Below are 20758 nucleotides of genomic sequence, written 5' to 3'. Positions count from 1 at the left end.
ATATGCTTAGTTATATTGTTCCATTTTTAATTCTTATTTTAGTAGTTGTTTTTATTCATGAATATGGACACTATTATTTTGCTAGAAGATATGGAGTAGGGGTCACTGATTTTTCTATTGGATTTGGTAAAGAATTATTTGGATGGAATGATAAACATGGGACTAGATGGAAAGTATGTGCAATTCCATTAGGTGGATACGTTAAGTTTTTTGGAGATCGTAATGTTTATTCACAAGCAGATCATGAAGAAATTTTAGAAAAATATAATGAAGAAGAGAGAGATAAATTATTTATTTTAAAACCTTTATATCAAAGAGTATTAATTGTGTTTGGTGGTCCTTTAGCTAACTTTTTATTAGCTTTAGCAATCTTCTTTTGTATTTACACTTTTGTTGGAAAAGATTTTACTCCTGCTGTAATTAGTGAAGTTCAAAAAGATAGCCCTGCAATGGTTGGAGGCTTAAAAAACCAAGATATTATTTTAGAAATTGATGGCAATGAAGTTAAAAGCATCATGGAGGTTTCTAAATATATCACAATGTCAACTTCAGACTTTATAGATTTCAAAGTTAAGCGTTCTTACGAAGAATTAATTTTAAAAGTAAAACCAAATATTGTTGAAGGTGAGGATGGATTAGGAAATAAAATTAATAAAAGAATGGTTGGTATAAAATTAAGTGCTTACAATGATAAAATTAATCATGTTAAATTAGGTCCAGCACAAGCATTGTATCATGCTGCAAACGAAGTTTATTTCGTAAGTGTTTCTTCTTTAAAATACATCGGTGGAATGATCATGGGTAAAGCAGACACCTCGCAACTTGGTGGCCCTATAAGGATTGCAAAAATATCAGGGCAAGTTGCAACCTTTGGAGTGTTAGCTTTTATTAGTATGATGGCCTATATTTCAATAAGTTTAGGCTTAATTAACCTGTTTCCGATACCAATGTTAGATGGTGGACACTTAATGTTTTATGCATTTGAAAAGGTTTTAGGGAGGCCTTTATCTCAAAAAACACAAGAGGGCTTTTTTCGAATCGGATTGTTTTTGTTGCTATCATTGATGTTTTTCACCACCTTTAATGACCTAAAAGACCTTGGTTTATTTAGATAATCTAAATTTCTAAATTGTTAAAAAGATCAATAAAATCAACGTTAATTTAATTTTTAACAAGATATTGTGTGTCTTGTTAATAAAGATACTAAAAAAAAGCTTGATTTATCAACGTTTATGACAAGTATCAATATTAACCAACAAAACCGGAGCTAAAATGAACAAAAAACAACTAGTAGCAAAGCTTTCTGGCTCATTAAACTTGAGCAAAGCAGACGCTGAGCGAACTTTTGATACAATTACCAACACTATTTTAGATGCACTAAAAGGTGATGATTCAGTAAAAATCGCTGGATTTGGTACGTACAAAGTAGCTAAAAGAAAAGCTAGAGTTGGAAGAAACCCAAGAACTGGTGAGCAGATTCAAATCGCTGCTTCTCAGAAAGTAAAATTCTTACCAGCAAAAGCTTTAAAAGAAGTATTCAATAGATAATATTTTTTTAACAGCCCTAACGTATTATAAAAACTCGTTTAGGGCTGTTACTATATGCAAAAACTGCATACCCAATTTTCCTAATCAGCGTTAGTTTTTAAATTTTTTAAATTTATAAACCACCTCTTTAACAAGTGGAGGTCTTATGACTAAAATAATAAAGAGAATATCTGCACCATTACTAAGTTTGGTATTTTTACTAAACATGAGTAGTGCAGGTATGGCAGAGACAACTGTTTCTGCTGAAGTGGGGTTTATATTTAACACTCTACTATTTTTAATTTGTGGTTTCCTTGTCATGTTCATGGCAGCAGGTTTTGCAATGTTAGAATCTGGAATGGTAACTTCAAGAAGTGTTTCGGTAATTTGTGCAAAGAATATTGGTTTGTATGCAATTGCTGGAATTATGTTTTGGCTAGTTGGTTACAACTTAGCTTATGGTATTCCAGAAGGCGGATACATTGGATCATTTACACCATGGTCAGATGCAAGTGCAATTGACACTGGTTATTCAGATGGTTCAGACTGGTTCTTCCAAATGGTATTCTGTGCAACAACAGTTTCAATTTGTTCAGGTGCTATGGCTGAAAGAATTAAGTTATGGCCGTTCTTCTTATTTGCAGCTTTATTAGCTGGAGTTATTTATCCAATCGTAATGGGTTGGCAGTGGGGTGGAGGCTGGTTAGCAGAACTAGGCTTCTCTGATTTCGCTGGTTCAACTTTAGTACACTCAACTGGTGGTGCTGCTGCTTTAGCGGGTATCATGTTGTTAGGTGCTAGAAGTGGAAGATTTGACAGTAAAGGTCAACCAAAAGCGTTACAACCTTTTGCTGCGTCTTCAATTCCATTAGTAACAATAGGTGTATTCATCCTATGGTTAGGTTGGTTTGGATTTAACGGTGGTTCACAATTAGCATTAGGTACTTTTGATGATGCAGTTGCGATCTCATCAATATTTATCAATACAAATCTTGCAGCTTGTGGTGGAGTAATGGCTGCTGGTATCATTACAAGATTAATGTACGGTAAAACAGATGTAATTCAAATGTTAAACGGAGCAATTGGTGGTCTAGTAGCAATCACTGCAGAACCATTAGCACCATCACCATTCGCAGCAATTTTAATTGGTGCTGTTGGTGGATTAATCGTAGTGTTTGGAACTAAATTATTATTTAGCTTTAAACTTGATGATGTTGTAGGTGCAATCCCAGCTCACTTATTTGCTGGAATTTGGGGAACACTTGCAGTGCCATTAACAAACGCTGATGCATCGTTCAGTGCACAATTAATTGGTGTACTTTCAATTAACATTTTTGTGTTTGCTGTGTCTTACATCATATGGTCAATAATGAAAGGTACGTTTGGAATCAGATTAAGTAAAGAAGCTGAAACTAAAGGTACAGACGTTACTGAAACAGGTGTAATTGCTTACGCAATACGTGACTAATTGCATGCAATATAGAGGCTCTTCGATCTCCATGTCGTTATCTCATTGAAGAGCCTCTAAAAAAAGAATTAACTTATATCTCTCTCTAGTTAGTTAATAACCAAAGGCCCCAGAAATGGGGCCTTTTTTTTACACATATGCTTATTTCTCATAACTCTTTTGACCTATCAGCAGTACTTAAAATTTTAATGTTTATTAAAACGACAAGATCAAAAAAAGGAGAGAGATAATGATTAATCATTTAAAAAAAATATCATTAAGCTTATTAATATTTTTAAGCTTTACTAATTTAGCTTCAGCAGAAACAACAATGTCAGCTGAAGGACAATATATTTTCAATTCATTAGGATTTTATCTTGGTGGTGTTTTAGTTGCATTCATGGCAGCAGGTTTTTGTATGCTTGAAAGTGGACTGGTGACAACTAAAAGTGTTTCAACAATTGCAGCAAAGAATATAGGTAAGTTTGCAATTTGTTCATTAATATTTTTTTTCTGTGGTTACAATTTAGCTTACGGAATTCCTGAAGGTGGATTTATTGGATCATTTTCAATGTGGAGTGATGCTTCTGAAATTTCAACAGGTTATTCAGATTATTCTGATTGGTTTTTTCAAACAATGTTTGTATGTGCAACTGCATCAATTGTATCTGGTGCTGTAGCAGAAAGAATTAAAATTTGGCCATTTTTCATTTTTGCAGCAATCATGGCTGGTATCATCTATCCTATTTCAATGGGATGGCAGTGGGGTGGAGGTTGGTTAGCAACTTCAGGTTTCTCTGATTTTGCTGGTTCAACTTTAGTTCACGCATGTGGTGGAGCAGCTGCTTTAGCGGGTGTAATATTATTAGGTGCAAGAGAAGGAAGATTTAATAAAAAAGGTGAAACAAAATCTTTAGTCCCATTTGCAGCATCTTCAATACCACTTGTGACATTAGGAACTTTCTTATTATGGTTTGGCTGGTTTGGATTTAATGGTTTCAGCCAACTTGCTATGGGAACGTTCGATGATGTTAATGCAATTAGTAAAATTGCAGTTAACACACATTTAGCAGGTGCTGCCGGTACTGTTACTGCTGCAGTAGTTACAAGATTGCTAGGTGGTAAAACTGATATCGTAATGATGCTTAATGGAGCATTAGCAGGTTTAGTTGCAATTACAGCAGAACCTTTAACTCCAAGTCCAGTGCTTGCAATTGCTATTGGAGCTGTTGGATCAATCATCATGTACTTTGGTACAAAGTTTTTAGAAAGTAAAAAAATTGATGATGTAGTTGGCGCAATTCCTGTTCATTTATTTGCTGGAATTTTTGGAACTTTAGTTGTGCCATTAAGCAACCCAGATACAAATTTTGGAACTCAGTTAACAGGTGTAATTGCAGTATGTGCATTTAGTTTCATACTTTCTTACATCACATTTAAAGTTCTAAAACAAACAATTGGTCTTAGAATTAGTTCTCAAGCTGAAAAACTTGGAACTGATGTTGCAGAAGTTGGTGTTAAAGCCTACGCAATAAGAGACTAATATATCTCTCAATATATAACAATTAAAGGCTCCTTAGAAATAAGGGGCCTTTTTTTTATTTTGAAATTTCTTTTAATGTTTCTAGGACTTCTTTAGCGTGATCTTTTACTTTAACGTTCTCCCAGATTTTTAGAATTTTACCTTTTTTATCAATTAAAAAAGTTGTTCTATTTATTCCCATAAATTCACGTCCCATAAATTTTTTCTTACCCCAAACTTTGTATTTTTTTAATACTTTAATTTCTTCATCTGCAAGTAAATCAAATTTGATTTTGTATTTATCTCTGAATTTATCATGGCTTTTTAAGCTGTCTTTTGAAATCCCGTATACTTCACAGTCTAGTTTTTTAAATTTTGCTAGTAATTTATTAAAGTCATTAGTTTCAATTGTACATCCAGGTGTGTCATCTTTTGGATAAAAATACAGAACTACATATTTACCAAGTGAATCTTTTAAAGAATATTTATCTTTTGAAGTTGATGGAATTACAAAACTAGGTGCTTTAGAATTAATTTTTAACATAATACACTAGCTATATAGTCCTTTTTTGATATTTTAAAATAAAATAATTAAATTAAAACTTACCTAAACCAAAAATTATTAAATTTTATGAGTGACATAAAAACTATAAGTGCTGATGAAGCTTATCAAATGGTTCAAGAAAATAAATGCAATCTAATTGATATTAGAGAATTAAATGAATTAGAACTTACAGGAAAAGTTGAAGGAGCTAACCATATACCTATGGGAAATTTAGAAGTTCTTCTTGATCCTAATAGTGATGTTTATAAAAATGGTCAAATTGATAAAGATAAAGAAGTGGTTTTGTTTTGTGCTGGAGGGATAAGATCTGAGATGTCAGTAAAGTCCTTAACTGAAAAAGGTTTCAAAAATATTTCTCACATTGAAGGTGGTTTTGGATCTATAAGCAATAGTAGTTTTAAAATAGTTTAAATATTTTTAACTTCATCTAAAGCATATTCTAGACGGTCTTGTCCCCAGAATATTTTATTATTAACTATAAAAGTTGGAGCTCCAAACACCTCTTTTTTAAAAGCTTCTTGAGTTAATTCTTTTAATTTATCTTTAATATCTTGATTACCAATAGAATTAAAAAAATCATTCTCATCAATTTTTAATTTTTTTAATAGTATTTTGATATTTTCTTCATTAGATAAATCTATATCTTCCTTCCAATAAGCTTCAAAAAAACTATTTAAGTATTCTTCTTTTTTATTATCTTTAACACAAAGATAACCTCTCATTATATGCAAAGAGTTTATTGGAAATCTAGAATTCCATTTGAAACTTATGTTATTTTTTTTTGAAACAAGCTCACAATCATTTTGCATATTTTTCATTTTATATTTGTTAAATGCAGGTGCGGTAATACCTGCTAAGTTGTGAAGACCACCTAACAATATTGGCTTTAATTTAAAATCAACATTGTTAATTTTTAAAATTTTTTTATATGCGATGTAAGCGTAAGGGCTAATAATATCGAAGTAAAAATCTATATGATCACTCATATAGATTTAGTTTTTTGGCGTAAAAAATTCTAATTATCCAATAAATAAATAAACCAATAGGACCAATTAGGTATGTAATTATTAAAGGAACTGACATTAATACTTTATTTACATAGTATTTTTGAGAGTCTTTAACCATCCATCCACCAACAAATAAATTTATAGCTATAAAATGAGTCCAGAAAAGAGTTAGGTATAGATTGTCTTCAAATAGCCGAGATAACTCAACTAAACCAAGATATAAACTAAAATTAGCATCGAAGTCATAACCAACGATGAAAGATCTGTATAAAATGTAAATATAAACCCCACTTAATAATAGAAATGGAAATATAGTAGTTACTACATACCTACTTAAGTGTGACTGGGGAAAAACTATTAAGATAAACCAAAAAGGTATAACTCCTAAATTGATCCACATATACAGCACATCAATTGTGAAATAGTTATAAATTTGTTCGATCATATTTATATTATATAAAATCTAACGATGATTCCTATAAGAAATAAAAGAAAAACACTTCAAGTTACTGTTGATGAAATGAGGAATTTTGCATTTGCTTATGTTGAAAAATATGCACCTTCAAAACAACAACTTAAAACATATTTATTAAAAAAATATATGAAACTCTCTGCAACAGACTCTCGAAAAAAAGATGTGAATAAATTAATCGATATTGTTCTATCTGATCTAGAAAAAAATAAATTTATCAATGATCAATTTTATTCAGAAAGTAAAGCGAAGAGCATGATCCAAAGAGGAAACTCTATAAATAAAATTAGAAATTATTTAATGGGCAAAGGAATTGATGATGGTTTTATTAAGGATACAGTTGAGAAAATAAAAGAAGATAATTCTGATCAGGATTTCTTTTCAGCAATAAAATTATGTAAGAAAAAGAGAATAGGACCAGCAAGAGCAGAGGATAATAGAACTTTGTTTTATAAAAAAGATATTTCTTTACTAGCAAGAAATGGATTTGATTTCGAAACATCCAAAAAAGTGATGGATATTGATAAAAATGAATATGAAAAGATAATTAAATTACTTTAATTTTCTTTTTTTCTCTTCATCAACAAGATGATTTATTTTGTTTCGAATATAATTTTTAACAAAAACAAAAACTAGTAATCCAAAAATTGAGACAGATACTATTATAATTAAAATAATTCTTAATTGCTCATCCATTAAATTATATTTTTACTTTTCAAAATTAAACTTGGATTTTTTAAATCTTTCTTACCATATAAAATTTCATTACCATTAAAGTCTCTCACAGATCCCCCTGCATTTTCTAAAATTGCATGTCCTGCTGCAATATCCCACTCGTAAGCTCGAGGCTCAGCAACATAACCATCAAACTCACATGCAGCAACAACACAAAATTTTAAAGAACTTTTCATTCTAGTATGCTCCTTAACACCTAACTCATCATAAATTTTTTGTATCTCAGGTTTAATTTTATTGCTGTAAGAAATGAAATTAAGTGGATCCGTTCTTTTAGATGGTAACTCAGAAAGGTTTATTGTTTTTTCATTAGCAAACTCAAAAGATTTGCCCTTCCCATATGAATAAAACATTCTTTTTTTAGCAGGCGCATTTATTAATCCTGCAACAGGTTTATTATTGATAATTAAACCTGCATTAATAGTAAATTCCTCTAAATTATTTATGTAATCATAAGTTCCATCGATAGGATCAACCAACCAAAAATCTTTTAATTTAGAATTATCTTTATTTTCAGAAGTTTCTTCTGAAATAATTGGAATGTCTGGTGTTACTTTTGATATTTGAGAAGAAATAAAATTATTTACTTCAATATCACCATTACTTACTGGAGTATTATCAGATTTAATTTCTTTACTTAATCCTTTTTCTCTAAGCTGAAGAGATAAATCTCCTGCTGATAAAAAAGCATCAACTAAATCTTCAATAATTTTTTGTAAGTCCATTTTTTATTTACCAATTTTTTTTAATTCTATATTTTTTGCGTTTATTACTTTTTTACCTGCATTTTCAAAATTGACAGTAACCTTATCTTTTATGATTGATTGTACTTGTCCAATACCCCAGTCTTTATTCTCAGGATTAGTGACTTTGTCACCTGGTTCATAATCTAAAATCATTTAATTTAACTTATATTGTAAATCAGTATAAATACCACCTAATGAATAAAGAATTAAACTCTATCGGAATTGACAAAAAACCTGAAGATACAACAGTAGTTGTTGCAATGTCTGGTGGGGTAGACTCGTCAACTGTAGCAGGAATTATGAAAAGCGAAGGTTATAAAGTTATAGGAATAACTCTTAAACTTTATGATGATGGAAAAGAAGTAGCGCAATCTAAACAGTGTTGTTCAGGTCAAGATATAATGGATGCAAAACGTGTTGCTCATAAATTAGGTATTGAGCATAAAATTTTATACTATCAAGATAAATTCAAGCAAGGAGTAATAGATAATTTTGTTGATAGTTATTTAAAAGGTGAAACTCCAATTCCATGTGTTCAATGTAATCAAACAGTAAAGTTTAAAGATTTATTTGAAGTATCAAAAGATCTTAAAGCAGATGCATTAGTTACGGGTCATTATGTAAAAAATATCACATCAAACAACACTAACAATATGTACAGAGCAATTGATGAAAATAGAGATCAAAGTTATTTTTTATTTAACACAACAAGAGAGCAGCTAGATTATTTAAGATTTCCATTAGGTGGAATGTTAAAAGATAAAACAAGAGAAATTGCTAAAGAGCTAGATTTAAATGTAGCTGATAAACCAGATAGTCAGGATATTTGTTTTGTGCCTAATGGAGATTATGCATCAGTAATTAGAAAATTTAGACCAGACTCTTTTCAAAAAGGGAATATTAAAAATTTAGATGGAAAAGTAATTGGTGTTCATGATGGTATTATTAATTTTACAATTGGACAAAGAAAGGGAATTAAGGTTTCGGATAAAGAAGCTTTATATGTTTTAAAAATAAATTCAGATAAAAATGAAATTATAGTAGGACCCAAAGAAAACCTTGGAAAAAAAGAAATATCTTTAAAAGATTTAAATTTATTAACTGATAAAAAAGACCTTGATCAAAATATATTTGTAAAGGTTAGATCAACAGGTAGTCTTCTTGAGGCAAAAGTAGATTTAAAAAATAACAATACTGCAAATGTTCATCTATTAAATCCTGAGGATGGAATATCTCCAGGACAGGCATGCGTATTCTATAGCAAAGACCAATATGGTCATAGAGTTCTTGGCGGTGGTTGGATTAAAGAATAAAAGAATTACTTCTTCTTATTTTTTCTTTTTGCTCTTCTCTTTTTGGAGCCTTGTTTTCTTCGACCCCTATGTTTCTTCGGATAACTCATTTAGTCCTATTTATTAATTTATTGACGTTTTTTACGGGATATAGCATTGTCTTTTAAACATATCAAATTTTATTATGAGTAATTCTTTTAAAACATTTTTAAAACATACTGCTAAAGATTTTCACAATCAGTCTGTTAATCCACCAATTGTACGAGCATCAACGATTATTTTCAAATCGATGCAAGATATTAGAAAAACTCAAGACAAGGCAAAAAAAAACCCAACAGGTGGACATTTTGATTATGGCAGACAAGGAACTTCTACGACTCATATTTTGCAGCAAATTTTATCTAAACTTGAAGAAAGTTATTTTACTTTTTTAACACCTACTGGGTTTGGAGCGGTATTCCTTGCAATCTTCAGTGTTACAAGACCTGGTGATGAAATTATTGCAGCTGACCCAGTTTACAGTCCAACAAGACTTTTGACACAAGATTTTTTAAAAGAATTTAATATTAAAACAACCTTTTATGATCCACATGATCTTAAAACACTAGAAAAAGCAATTACCAAAAAAACAAAATTAATTTTTGTGGAAAACCCAGGAAGTAACACTTTTGATTTTCAAGATTTAGGGAAGATTGTCTCCATTGCAAAAAAACATAAAATTTTAACAGCAATTGATAATACATGGGGAACTCCATATTTTTTAAAACCTATTAAACTTGGTTTTGATATGGCAATCGTTTCAGCAACAAAATATTACTCAGGTCACTCTGATGTAATGGGTGGAAGTCTAGCAGTAAATAAAAAAGTTTTTCCTAAAGTTAAAGCAACTGAAAGAGTTACAGGTTTAAGATTAGGACCTGATGATGCTTATTTAATTACAAGAGGATTAAGAACTTTAGATGTAAGATTAGATAGACATAGAGAAAATGCAAAAAAAGTAGCAGAATTTTTATCTAAATTTAAAAATATAAAATTATTGTATCCTTACAAAAAAGATTCTTACAATTTTAGAATGTGGAAGAAATATTATTCAGGTGCTTCAGGTTTAATGGGTTTAAGAATTAAAGCTAAAAGTGAAAAAGCAGTTGTTAAATTTGTAAATAATTTAAAATTATTTGGTCACGGTTATAGTTGGGGAGGTTTTGAAAGTTTAGCATTACATCAAAATGTTAGAGAACAAGGAAACAGAAGTTATCTTAAATTAGCAAAAAACGAGTACATAGTTAGACTGCATATTGGTTTAGAGGATCCAGAAGACCTTATCGCTGATATTAAGCAGTCAATGAAACATTTAAAGTAAACTGTGAATAATTTTTTTCCAACCAAAACAGCAATGGTTACACTCATTGCATGTTGCTTAGTTGTAATTATATCTCTTGGAATTAGACAAACATTTGGTTTGTTTTATTTTGATTTCTCTACAGATCTTGACATCACTATTTCTCAATTTGGTTTTGCAATGGGTTTGCAATTATTTTTATGGGGCGCTTTCAATCCTCTGTTTGGAGTTATTACAGATAAGTACGGAGGTAATATTGCTATTTTCATTGGTTTCTTTTTTTATTTATTAGGAGTTTTTCTTTTTTATTTGGGTTTTAATACTGGTGTTAATTTTATTTATACAATAGGTATTTTAATAGGTGTAGGCTTAGGATCTACAGCAATCAGTATACCTGTTTCTGTTGTAGCTAAACATTATCCAGCATCTAGAAGGACAATGGCCACAGGAATAGTCACAAGTGCAGGTTCTTTTGGTTATTTTGTTTCACCTTTAATTGTAAGTTATTCTCTTGTTGAAAATGGTTGGGAGAGCACAATGCTTTACTTCTGTTTTTTATTGGGACTAGGACTAATCGTTTCATTGTTTGTTAGTACTCCAAAAACTCCTGTTGGCGTTAAAGATAATAACAATCAAACTGCGAGAGAGGCTTTAAAAGAAGCACTTAATAATAAAAGTTTTATTTATTTAACTTTAGGATTTTTTGTATGTGGATGGCACATAGCACTAGTGGCAACACATATACCAACTTATATGGTAGACAAAGGTTTGCCTGACTGGTGTGCAACAACTGTTCTTTCATTAATAGGACTTTTTAATATGGTAGGAACTATTGTGAGTGGTTATCTGGCAACTAAATATAGTAAAAAATATTTATTAAGTGCAATTTATCTATTAAGAGGTGTCTCTATAATTGTTTTTATTTCTTTTCCTCCAAGTGTAATTAATTCAATAATATTTGGTATTACTTTTGGTTTCTTGTGGCTTTCTACTGTTCCACCAACTAACGGGATAGTTGCTCACATATTTGGAACAAAGTATGTGGGTATGCTTTATGGTATTGTATTTGTGAGTCATCAATTTGGATCATTCTTAGGAGCATATTTAAGTGGAGTTTTTTATGAACTTACAGGAAATTTTGATTATGCATGGTACGGATCTATCGCATTATCAATTTTTGCAGGTTTGATACATTTGCCTATTAATGAAAAAGCAATTGAAAGAACTCAACCGGCATAAATTTAATCCTTATTTAGAGGATCTTTATCAATCAGATAAACCCATGATTATCTACAAGGTAAGTGGTGGGTATAATATTTATACTGATTTTTCTAAAAAAATTATTTTAACAAATAAAAATATTAATAATTATTTAAACAATTTTAATAAATCAAAAAAAAAATCAGAAACTGATATGTTTATTGGTTTTTTTGGCTATGAAATTTTATGTAATTTGCTTGGATTAAAAATAAAAAAACAAAAAAAATTAAATTTTTATAAAGGTGCGTTTTATAAACCTGAAACAGTAATAAAAATTAGAAAAAAAATTTCAATATTTTCTAAAGTTAAGAAACAAAAGTTTAACAGCAGCTTTAAAGCTACAAAAATATTATCACCTTTTAAATTAAATATTGATTTCAAAAAGTATGAAAAAATTTTTAATGTTTTTTCAAAAAAAATTAGACAAGGGGAAACATACCAAATTAAAATTTGTACTAAATACAAAAATAAATCAGATATAGATCCTATCAACTTTTTTTGGAAATTAATGAAAGTTAATGCGTCTCCAGAAGCTTTTATGATAAGAGATAAGAATTACTCTATAGTAAGTTGTTCACCTGAAACATTGATTGATAAAAAAGGACTAAATATTTCAACAAAACCAATTGCTGGAACACTTAGAAAAAATAGAAATCTTAACAAAAATAAAGCGTTAAGTTTTTTTAGAAGAAATATTAAAGAAACCAAAGAACACAATATGATTGTAGATATGGAAAGAAGTGATCTTTCAAAAATTTGTAATCCAGGAAGTGTAAAAATTATTAAAGAGAAAACTGTTGAAGAGTATAAGGATCTTTATCACTATGTTACTTTAATTAAAGGAATATTAAAAAAGAGTGTTAAAAACATTGATATAATTAAAGCAATGATGCCTGGAGGATCAGTAATAGGCTGTCCTAAAATAAGCACTCTAAATCTTTTAAATAACCAAGAAAAAGAAAACAGAAATATTTACACAGGAAGTTTTGGTTATATGAAATTTAATGGAGATATGAGATTTAATATTATTATTAGATCAATTTTAAATTATAAAAATACATCAGAAATTTCCGTAGCCTCAGGAGTTGTTGTGGATAGTAATGCCAAACATGAATTCAATGAAAATTATATAAAGGCAAAAGCATTAATAGATTTATTTAAATGATTTATGTGATTGATCATAAAGATTCATTTACTCACAATGTAGTACATCAACTTTCTATATTTGATGAAGTTGAGTGCAGTGATTTTAATGAAATTAATTATTCTAAACTTCACAAAGCTTCAACAATATTACTATCACCAGGTCCAGGTTCACCAAAAGATTATCCTTTAACAACTAAAATTTATAAAAAATTTAAAGGTAAAAAAAAAATAATAGGAATTTGTTTAGGATTTCAACAAATCTTATTTTCTGAAGGAGGAAAAATAGTTGAACAAAATAAAATTTATCATGGTTTTCAATCCAATGTCATAGTTAATAAACAGAGTAAGTTATTTAAAAAAGGTCAAATTTTTAAAGTAGGAAGATATCATTCATTAAAACTAAAAGAGCCTTTTAAGGCAAAAAATTTTGATATAACTATGAGATGTGCTATTTCAGGTTCTGCAATGTCTATAGAAAATAACGTTGATAAAGTTTATGGATTTCAATTTCACCCAGAATCATTTTTAACAATCAATGGTAACACTCTTATTAAAAAAATCTTATCAGCTAAGTAATCTCAAAGAAGTTTCTTTTAAAGATCTTTGGGGGTCTAGAGGTGTATTTACAACAATGCGAATGGTTGGAAAACCTTCCAAGCTAATATTGTTAAAACCACATATTGAAAATTTAATTAAATCTACAAAAAAATATGAAATTAGAAAAAAAAACTTAAAGAATATTATTTTTGATCTAATTAAGAAAAATACACTCTACAAAGGTCCCGACAATTTATTTCGAATTGCTTTAAATAAAAAAATAATATCTGTATCTATAAGAAAAAGACCAAAACTTAAAAAAAATTTTAGTCTTTTATTATTTAAATATAAAAGAGTTGAGCCAAATTATAAAAATCTTTATTACAAAAAAATTTTAGCAAAACTTAGTGAAGTTGACTCATCTAAATTCGATATTGCTTTAGTTGCAAACAATAAAATATTAGAAACTGGTACTTCAAATTTAGTTTTTGTAAAAAATGGAAAAATATTTTCTCCAAAAAAGAATTGTTATTTTGGAAACACACTTAAGTTTCTAAGTAAAAAAGTTAAAATTAATTTCAAAGATGTATCAATTAAAGAAATTAATGATTATGAAGAAATAATTCTTATTGGATCAGGAAAGGGAGTTACATCAGTATCAAAAATAGATGAATTAAAATGGAAAAGTCAAAATAATGTTTCCTTTAATAAACTTAGAAAAATATATAATACTCTAATTTAAATATGAGAGATCCTAACAATCCTTGTTTATTCTGTGACTCAAAAAAAAGCGGTATTGCCCATGAAAATGATCTTGCTTATGCAAGTTACGACTCTTATCCCGTTTCTGATCACCACTGTTTAATAATTCCTAAGCGCCATATTAAAGATTATTTTGACATGACAAATGATGAATTGATTGCTTGCAATGATCTTATCCAAATAGTTAAAAATGAAATTCTAAGTAAAGATGTTAATGTAAAAGGATTTAATATTGGTACAAATGCTGGAAAAATTGCAGGTCAATCTATAATGCATTGCCATATACACTTGATACCGAGAAGAGATGGTGACGTTGATAACCCCCAAGGTGGGGTAAGATCAGTAATTCCTAATAAACAACATTACAAACGCAAACCATAAGTTGTTATTAATGACAAAATTGACCAATAGTTTTGGTTGAACTCTTTATTTAACTAGACTAGAAAATCTCAAACTAACTTTATAAATAATTAAAAATTATGTTATCTACAAATCCTTTTTCAATTTTAGCTGAAACAATTTCACCTTTTGCAATGCAAAGCTTCATAATTGCTATGGTAGTTTTAATTGCAGCAGGAACAATTATACAAATGATTGTTCACAAAAATGTTACTTATTTTTTTAATAATGCCAAAAAAGCTAAAGCTAATGCTGTTAAGGAATTGAGTTCAGGAGAAAGAGCTTCAATTATCGCAAAGACAACAGTTTATGATATCGGCACAACTGCAGAACTTGGATTTGGAAAAAGAAGACTTGCACATGTACTTGGTATGTACGGGACAATATTATTTTGGGTTGCATCAGCAGTCCTAGTATTCTGTTATACAGGAGCTGATAAACCAACTTCATCTACATGGTCAATGATTTGGCATGTAGGTGCAATACTTACATGTATCGGTGGATATTGGTTCTGGTTTTTCTTAAGAGTAGACGTATCTGCGGAAGCGCATCCTTGGTACAGAATAATTAAAGCTGATTTATTTGTTTTAGCTCTGTTAGCTTGTTCGACTTTTGGTTTGTTGTGGTCTTACACACAATCTAATGGTGAAGCAGGTTTATCTTATTTATTTTTGACTTTATTTGTTCTTTCAAATTTAGTTTTATTTGGAGGAGTTTATTGGTCTAAATTTGCACACATGTTTTATAAACCTGGTGCAGCAATCCAAAAAAATTTAGCAGAAGCAGATGGTTCACGAGACAACTTACCTCCTCCTGCTGACGCGCCTGAACAGTTTGGTTTAGGTATTAAAAGAGAGCAACCTAAACACTATTAATATGATGAAATTAAAAAAGGAGAATAAATAATTATGTCAACTTTCGTATACATGACAAGATGTGATGGCTGTGGTCACTGTGTGGATATTTGTCCATCAGATATTATGCACATAGATGAAAATATCAGACGTGCAAAAAATATTGAACCTAACTTTTGTTGGGAATGTTATTCATGTGTAAAAGCATGTCCAAATCATGCAATTGATGTAAGAGGTTATGCTGATTTTGCTCCTATGGGTCATAGCGTTAGAGTTAGAAGAGAAGAAGAAAAAGGAACAATCTCATGGAAGATTAAATTTAGAAATGGAACAGAGAAAAACTTTGTTTCTCCAATTACTACAAAACCATGGGGTAAATTTATTCCAAAACTTGCTGAAGGTGACAAACCAAACCAAGGTGAGATTAATTCACAAAGACTTTACACTGAGCCAGAAGGTTTAAATATTGATGGTGAGTTACCATCAGTTCCAAAAGAGTCGTTTAAAAAAGGAGTTTACTACTAATGGCTAGACATAAGACACATTACGAAGATTGCGATATATTAGTTGTTGGTGGCGGTATGGCTGGAACAGGTGCTACGTTCGAAGCTAGACACTGGGGAAGAGATATGAAAATTGTTTGTGTAGAAAAAGCAAACATAGATAGAAGTGGAGCTGTTGCTCAAGGTCTTTATGCAATTAATTGTTACATGGGGATGCAATGGGGAGAAAATCAACCTGAAGACCATGTTAGATATGCAAGAAATGACTTAATGGGAATGGTTAGAGAAGATTTAGGTTACGACATGGCTAGACACGTAGACTCTACTGTTCATATGTTTGATGAATGGGGTCTTCCAATGATGAAAAATGAACAAACTGGAAGATATCTAAGAGAAGGTAAATGGCAGATCATGATCCATGGTGAAAGTTACAAACCTATTGTTGCTGAGGCGGCAAAAAAATCTGCTGACAAAATTTATAATAGAATAATGATCACTCATTTACTTATGGATGAGTCTCAAGATAATAGAATTGGTGGAGCTGTTGGCTTTAACATGAGAACAGGTGATTTTCATGTTTTTAGAGCAAAAGCCGTAATAGTTGCAGCTGGTGGTGCTTCTCATATCTTCAAACCAAGAGCAGTTGGAGAAGGAATGGGTAGAACTTGGTACGCTCCTTGGAGTAACGGTTCAGCATATGCTCTTCCTATTGCTGCTGGAGCTAAAATGACACAAATGGAAAATAGAATTGTGTTATGTAGATTTAAAGATGGTTATGGGCCTGTTGGAGCTTATTTCTTACACTTAAAAACATATACTCAGAATGCTAATGGGGAAAATTATGAGAAGAAATGGTATGACCAAACTAAAGAGTTAGTTGGCGAATATATTGATCATCACCCAACACCTACTTGTTTAAGAAATCATGCTTTTATACAAGAAGTTGCTGCTGGTGGTGGACCAATTCACATGGTTACAACTGAAGCTTTCCAAGATCCACACTTAGAAACAGTTGGTTGGGAGAATTTCTTAGGAATGACTGTTGGTCAAGCTGTAGTATGGGCGTCTCAAAATATCGACCCTAAATATACTAATCCAGAATTAACAACCTCAGAACCATATGTTATGGGTTCACACGCTACTTGTTCAGGAGCTTGGGTAAGTGGTCCTGAAGATTTATCTCCACCAGAATATTTCTGGGGTTATAACAGAATGCTTACAATTGATGGGTTATTTGGTGCTGGAGACACTGTAGGTGGAAGTGCTCATAAGTTTTCATCTGGATCTTTCACAGAAGGTAGATTAGCTGCTAAAGCTGCTGTTAAGTATATCGAAGATAAAAAAGCTGAAGGAGTTAAGGTTTCAGACAAACAATGTGAGGATTTCAAAGCTATGGTCTACAAACCACTTGAAAACTTCACTGTTGCACAAAACGAAATCACAGGGGGAACTGTTTCTCCTAGCTATATATCACCAATCCAAGGTCTACAAAGACTACAGAAGATTATGGATGAATATGTAGGTGGAATTACATCTAATTATATGACTAATGGCAATATGTTAAAAAGAGGTCTTGAATTGCTTGAATGGCTTCAAGAAGATCTTGAGCATGTTGGAGCTGAGGATTATCACCAATTAATGAGAGCTTGGGAATTGAAACATAGAGCTTTAACTTCTCAGTGTGTAACTGAACATACTTTATTTAGAGAAGAAACTAGATGGCCAGGATACTATTATAGAGGAGATCATATGAAACTTGATGATGATAATTGGCATTGTCTGACAGTTTCTAGAAGAGATCCGAAAACTGGTAAATTTAGTATGGAGAAGGTTCCTGTCTACCACATCGTGGATGAGAACGAGAAGAAAAAAGCTTCTTAAGATACTTTAATTAGAAAATAGATAAGTTATGGATATTTTATCAAAAAAAGATGATGAAATATATGAGTTGGCTAAACCTATTTGGTTCAACCTGGTAAAATCATCAAACCTTAAAGATTATGGTGGATTTACTAGAGATTTTTCAACTCAGATGCTCTTTGGAGCCAATGAAGTAGAACTTGGAAAACAATGGGCTAACAACAAGCTTATCACTAATCTTCACGAAACGTTTGAGCCTTTTGGGTGTCTTAGAAGAGGAGAGCATATAACCGTTCTGATAAAACAAACCAATAAAGAAATTCCAGGAGAATTTTTGGGAAGGTTAGTTTTAGGCGTTGAGGATGAAATGGTTAAAGTTTTTGGCGCTACGATCTATTAGAAAAAAATTTATCTAATATTAAAATAATATTTGACAATTTGTACTCTGGGTGTATTGACGCATTTAATGCAATTTTCTAACGTAAAAATTTTCAATAAACTAACTAGCTTAAAAGTTTCTTTAATGAAAACAGGTATATTTTTAAGTCTAGCTGCTTATTGGGGAGTTATTATAGTTGGAACTTTTATTACTTTTAACTAAGTTGTTTTTGAACAATTTATTTATTTAAATGGATGTATTTTTACCCATCGCTCAAGTTTTTGTTAATCCAATAGAAATTTTAATATTAAGTGCAATCGTTGGTGTCCTTTCTGGATTGTTTGGAGTGGGAGGTGGTTTTTTAATGACACCTTTTTTAATTTTTTTAGGCATTCCTCCTGCATACGCAGTTGCAAATGAAGCAAACAATATCTTAGCTACTTCAGTTTCTGGTTCAACAACACATTATCTAAAAAACACTTTAGATTACAAAATGGGTTTAATGATTGTCATTGGCGGTGCTATAGGTACCTCATTAGGAATTTTTACCTTTTCTTATTTTAAAGGTATTGGAAAAATTGATACCGTAATCTCTTTAGCGTACATGTATATTTTAGCAATCATTGGATCTTTAATGTTAGTCGAAAGTCTTGGTGAAATAGATAAAGCTAAAAGAAACGTTTTAGTTAAAAAAAAATTACATGTTCATTATTGGATCCATGGTCTCCCTTTAAGAATGAGATTTCCAAAATCCAAATTATACGAAAGTATTTTTACCCCAATAGCTATTGGTTTAGTAGTTGGTTTTATTGCTGCAATAATGGGAATAGGTGGAGCATTTATATTAGTGCCAGCAATGATTTATATAATTAAGATGCCAACTAAACTTGTTCCTGGAACTTCATTATTTGTTACTATTTTTGTAAGTGTAATTGTTACTTTCCTGCATTCATTTAATTATGGCTCGATTGATTTACTTTTAGTATTTCTACTTGTTATTGGATCAATAATTGGTGTTCAAATTGGACAAAAACTAGGAGAAAAAATTGATAGCTCAGGATTAAGAGCGTTGATGGCTATTTTGATTTTAGCAGTTGGTATTGCAATTGCTTATGATTCATTTTTTGCAGATCATGATACAAATTCAACAACCACTTCTGTAATTCCTGATTTAAATTTTTTCTCACAATTTATTTTAGATTTTTCTAATGAGATGCCATTCTTTTATGGCTTATTTTCAATTATGTTTGCAATATTTTTAGGTGTAGCAGCAGCTTTTATAAGAAGATTTTTTTCAAATTTTAAAAAACAAATGTTGATGAAATCTTAATTGAATAAGTAAAGATATAATTCAATAGTTCCCAAACAAACAATTCCAACAGTAGCCATTCCAATAAATCCAACCACAAAAGGTTTATAGCCCATATCTTTTATATCTCTTAAATTGGTAGACATACCAATTGCTGCCATTGCCATTGTTAGGAATATTTTTGATAAAGATTTAATTCCATCTACAGTGCTAAGCCAAATTTCACTATTGTTAGTAATAAAAATTTGATCACCAACATTTCGAACAATAATCATTGCAACAAATCCAAGTACAAAATAGGGAAAAATATCAATTATTGAGTATTTTTTTTCTTTAGATTGGCCTCTGTTATAAAGATACGCAAACAAGGGTATCATAATAATCAAAAAGGTATTTCTGATTAGTTTAGTAACTGTTGCTACATTTAAAGTCTCTGGACTATTGAATTGCTGATCATAGATCAATCCAGCAGCCGCTACTTGTGCTGTTTCATGTATAGAAGTTCCTAAAAACAAACCGATTAGAAGTGGTTCACCATTAAAATAAAAATTTGCAAAGTATGGATAGATCAACATTGAGAGAATTCCAAACAAAGTGATGTTCGCAATTGCATAGGATATCTCATTTTTTTTGGCACCAATAACAGGAGCGGTTGCCATGATTGCTGTTGTTCCACAAACTGTACTGCCAATTGATATTAAATAAGCCATTCTTGTTGGGATTTTTAATCTCTTAATTAAAAGTTTAATAACTACTAATACACTTACAATACAAATTACAATTAAAGGAATAGCAATTGCGCCAAATTCAAGAAACTCAAAAGGTTTTAATTGAATACCTAAGCAAATTATTCCAAGTTTTAAAATATTTTTTTGAGTAAAATTCAAACCTCTTATGAAACTTTCTCTTATTTTAAAAACATTTCCAAAGAACATTCCTAAAAGGATTGCTATCATTGCAGTGGATATAGGACTTTTTTCATATCCTAATAATTCGATACCAATAATATTATTTAAACCTTGCGATAGTGTGTAAAGAACAAACGCAAGTATAATACCAGGTAAAAGTACCAGGTACTTATTTTCAGTCATAAACTA

At 30.5% G+C, this 20758-nt stretch carries 26 protein-coding genes; 19 read left to right on the top strand and 7 right to left on the bottom strand.

Going from position 1 to position 20758, the window contains the following annotated elements:
- Positions 1-2: 2 nt before the first annotated feature.
- The 4 genes from rseP to VP90_RS01930 all read left to right on the top strand — a co-directional run bounded on the left by rseP (position 3) and on the right by VP90_RS01930 (position 4517).
- Positions 3-1115 carry an RIP metalloprotease RseP gene (gene rseP, locus VP90_RS01945; RefSeq protein WP_262589375.1) on the top strand — a complete coding sequence of 371 codons (1113 nt, stop codon included), beginning with the start codon at positions 3-5 and terminating at the stop codon, positions 1113-1115.
- A gap of 157 nt (positions 1116-1272) precedes the next feature.
- A complete protein-coding gene (locus VP90_RS01940; protein ID WP_075506581.1) occupies positions 1273-1548 on the top strand; it encodes an HU family DNA-binding protein in 276 nt (91 codons plus the stop codon).
- Positions 1549-1693: 145 nt separating this feature from the next.
- Positions 1694-2995, top strand: a complete 1302-nt coding sequence (locus VP90_RS01935; protein ID WP_262589374.1) for an ammonium transporter — start codon at positions 1694-1696, stop codon at positions 2993-2995.
- 229 nt (positions 2996-3224) lie between these two features.
- Positions 3225-4517, top strand: a complete 1293-nt coding sequence (locus VP90_RS01930) for an ammonium transporter (protein WP_262589373.1) — start codon at positions 3225-3227, stop codon at positions 4515-4517.
- A 55-nt stretch (positions 4518-4572) separates the two neighbouring features.
- Here the strand turns inward: VP90_RS01930 and bcp are convergent, their stop codons facing one another.
- Positions 4573-5040 (bottom strand): thioredoxin-dependent thiol peroxidase, encoded by a 468-nt coding sequence (gene bcp, locus VP90_RS01925; RefSeq protein ID WP_262589372.1) that lies wholly within the window; start codon positions 5038-5040, stop codon positions 4573-4575.
- Between the two features lie 87 nt (positions 5041-5127).
- On the opposite strand from bcp, the gene VP90_RS01920 reads away from it, so the two are divergent.
- Positions 5128-5472: a rhodanese-like domain-containing protein gene (locus tag VP90_RS01920; RefSeq protein WP_262589371.1), complete on the top strand. Its 345-nt coding sequence runs from the start codon at positions 5128-5130 to the stop codon at positions 5470-5472.
- Here the strand turns inward: VP90_RS01920 and VP90_RS01915 are convergent.
- Both VP90_RS01915 and VP90_RS01910 read right to left on the bottom strand, forming a co-directional pair.
- Positions 5469-6047 (bottom strand): 2-hydroxychromene-2-carboxylate isomerase, encoded by a 579-nt coding sequence (locus tag VP90_RS01915; RefSeq protein WP_262589369.1) that lies wholly within the window; start codon positions 6045-6047, stop codon positions 5469-5471. The two genes, VP90_RS01920 and VP90_RS01915, sit on opposite strands and share 4 nt — an antisense overlap.
- Positions 6040-6513, bottom strand: a complete 474-nt coding sequence (locus VP90_RS01910; RefSeq protein WP_262589366.1) for an ABA4-like family protein — start codon at positions 6511-6513, stop codon at positions 6040-6042. Before VP90_RS01910 ends, VP90_RS01915 begins: the two co-directional genes overlap by 8 nt.
- A gap of 24 nt (positions 6514-6537) precedes the next feature.
- Between VP90_RS01910 and VP90_RS01905 the strand changes: the two genes are divergently transcribed.
- Positions 6538-7101, top strand: coding sequence for a regulatory protein RecX (locus tag VP90_RS01905; RefSeq protein ID WP_262589365.1), 564 nt, complete (start codon positions 6538-6540; stop codon positions 7099-7101).
- Here the strand turns inward: VP90_RS01905 and VP90_RS01900 are convergent.
- The 3 genes from VP90_RS01900 to VP90_RS01890 are packed head-to-tail and all read right to left on the bottom strand — an operon-like array spanning position 7093 to position 8174.
- A complete protein-coding gene (locus VP90_RS01900) occupies positions 7093-7236 on the bottom strand; it encodes a hypothetical protein (protein ID WP_179850440.1) in 144 nt (47 codons plus the stop codon). The two genes, VP90_RS01905 and VP90_RS01900, sit on opposite strands and share 9 nt — an antisense overlap.
- Complete coding sequence (locus tag VP90_RS01895) at positions 7236-8000, bottom strand: 3'(2'),5'-bisphosphate nucleotidase CysQ family protein (protein ID WP_262589363.1); 765 nt, start codon at positions 7998-8000, stop codon at positions 7236-7238. Before VP90_RS01895 ends, VP90_RS01900 begins: the two co-directional genes overlap by 1 nt.
- Positions 8001-8003: 3 nt before the next feature.
- Positions 8004-8174 (bottom strand): DUF3553 domain-containing protein, encoded by a 171-nt coding sequence (locus tag VP90_RS01890; RefSeq protein WP_075506600.1) that lies wholly within the window; start codon positions 8172-8174, stop codon positions 8004-8006.
- Positions 8175-8215: 41 nt separating this feature from the next.
- Here VP90_RS01890 and mnmA point away from each other — a divergent pair, with 41 nt between their 5' ends.
- The 13 genes from mnmA to VP90_RS01825 all read left to right on the top strand — a co-directional run bounded on the left by mnmA (position 8216) and on the right by VP90_RS01825 (position 19682).
- Positions 8216-9334 (top strand): tRNA 2-thiouridine(34) synthase MnmA, encoded by a 1119-nt coding sequence (gene mnmA / locus VP90_RS01885; RefSeq protein ID WP_262589361.1) that lies wholly within the window; start codon positions 8216-8218, stop codon positions 9332-9334.
- A gap of 163 nt (positions 9335-9497) precedes the next feature.
- Positions 9498-10673 carry a trans-sulfuration enzyme family protein gene (locus VP90_RS01880; protein ID WP_262589359.1) on the top strand — a complete coding sequence of 392 codons (1176 nt, stop codon included), beginning with the start codon at positions 9498-9500 and terminating at the stop codon, positions 10671-10673.
- A 3-nt stretch (positions 10674-10676) separates the two neighbouring features.
- The gene (locus VP90_RS01875; protein ID WP_262589358.1) at positions 10677-11891 is read left to right on the top strand and encodes an MFS transporter; all 1215 of its coding nucleotides are present in this window, start codon (positions 10677-10679) and stop codon (positions 11889-11891) included.
- On the top strand, positions 11857-13077 hold the full coding sequence (locus VP90_RS01870; RefSeq protein ID WP_262589356.1) for a chorismate-binding protein: 1221 nt from the start codon (positions 11857-11859) through the stop codon (positions 13075-13077). The genes VP90_RS01875 and VP90_RS01870 overlap by 35 nt, the downstream gene beginning before the upstream one ends.
- A complete protein-coding gene (locus VP90_RS01865) occupies positions 13074-13634 on the top strand; it encodes an aminodeoxychorismate/anthranilate synthase component II (RefSeq protein WP_262589355.1) in 561 nt (186 codons plus the stop codon). Before VP90_RS01870 ends, VP90_RS01865 begins: the two co-directional genes overlap by 4 nt.
- A complete protein-coding gene (locus VP90_RS01860; protein WP_262589354.1) occupies positions 13594-14337 on the top strand; it encodes an aminotransferase class IV in 744 nt (247 codons plus the stop codon). The genes VP90_RS01865 and VP90_RS01860 overlap by 41 nt, the downstream gene beginning before the upstream one ends.
- A gap of 2 nt (positions 14338-14339) precedes the next feature.
- Complete coding sequence (locus VP90_RS01855) at positions 14340-14738, top strand: HIT family protein (protein WP_262589353.1); 399 nt, start codon at positions 14340-14342, stop codon at positions 14736-14738.
- Positions 14739-14836: 98 nt separating this feature from the next.
- Complete coding sequence (locus VP90_RS01850; RefSeq protein ID WP_262589352.1) at positions 14837-15631, top strand: adenylyl-sulfate reductase; 795 nt, start codon at positions 14837-14839, stop codon at positions 15629-15631.
- 33 nt (positions 15632-15664) lie between these two features.
- Positions 15665-16135, top strand: a complete 471-nt coding sequence (gene aprB, locus VP90_RS01845; RefSeq protein WP_075506608.1) for an adenylyl-sulfate reductase subunit beta — start codon at positions 15665-15667, stop codon at positions 16133-16135.
- Complete coding sequence (gene aprA, locus VP90_RS01840) at positions 16135-17994, top strand: adenylyl-sulfate reductase subunit alpha (protein ID WP_262589350.1); 1860 nt, start codon at positions 16135-16137, stop codon at positions 17992-17994. The genes aprB and aprA overlap by 1 nt, the downstream gene beginning before the upstream one ends.
- Positions 17995-18022: 28 nt before the next feature.
- Positions 18023-18373 carry a hypothetical protein gene (locus VP90_RS01835; RefSeq protein WP_075506610.1) on the top strand — a complete coding sequence of 117 codons (351 nt, stop codon included), beginning with the start codon at positions 18023-18025 and terminating at the stop codon, positions 18371-18373.
- 66 nt (positions 18374-18439) lie between these two features.
- Complete coding sequence (locus VP90_RS01830; RefSeq protein WP_262589346.1) at positions 18440-18574, top strand: hypothetical protein; 135 nt, start codon at positions 18440-18442, stop codon at positions 18572-18574.
- 28 nt (positions 18575-18602) lie between these two features.
- Positions 18603-19682: a sulfite exporter TauE/SafE family protein gene (locus VP90_RS01825; protein ID WP_262589345.1), complete on the top strand. Its 1080-nt coding sequence runs from the start codon at positions 18603-18605 to the stop codon at positions 19680-19682.
- Here VP90_RS01825 and VP90_RS01820 read toward each other — a convergent pair.
- Positions 19679-20752 (bottom strand): YeiH family protein, encoded by a 1074-nt coding sequence (locus VP90_RS01820; protein ID WP_262589344.1) that lies wholly within the window; start codon positions 20750-20752, stop codon positions 19679-19681. The genes VP90_RS01825 and VP90_RS01820 overlap by 4 nt on opposite strands.
- Between the last annotated feature and the right edge of the window lie 6 nt (positions 20753-20758).

The sequence above is a fragment of the Candidatus Pelagibacter ubique HIMB140 genome, from assembly GCF_025558165.1.
Classification (GTDB): domain Bacteria; phylum Pseudomonadota; class Alphaproteobacteria; order Pelagibacterales; family Pelagibacteraceae; genus Pelagibacter; species Pelagibacter ubique_T.
The sequence above is the reverse complement of the archived record's forward strand: the minus strand, read 5'-3'. Positions and strand labels throughout refer to the sequence as shown.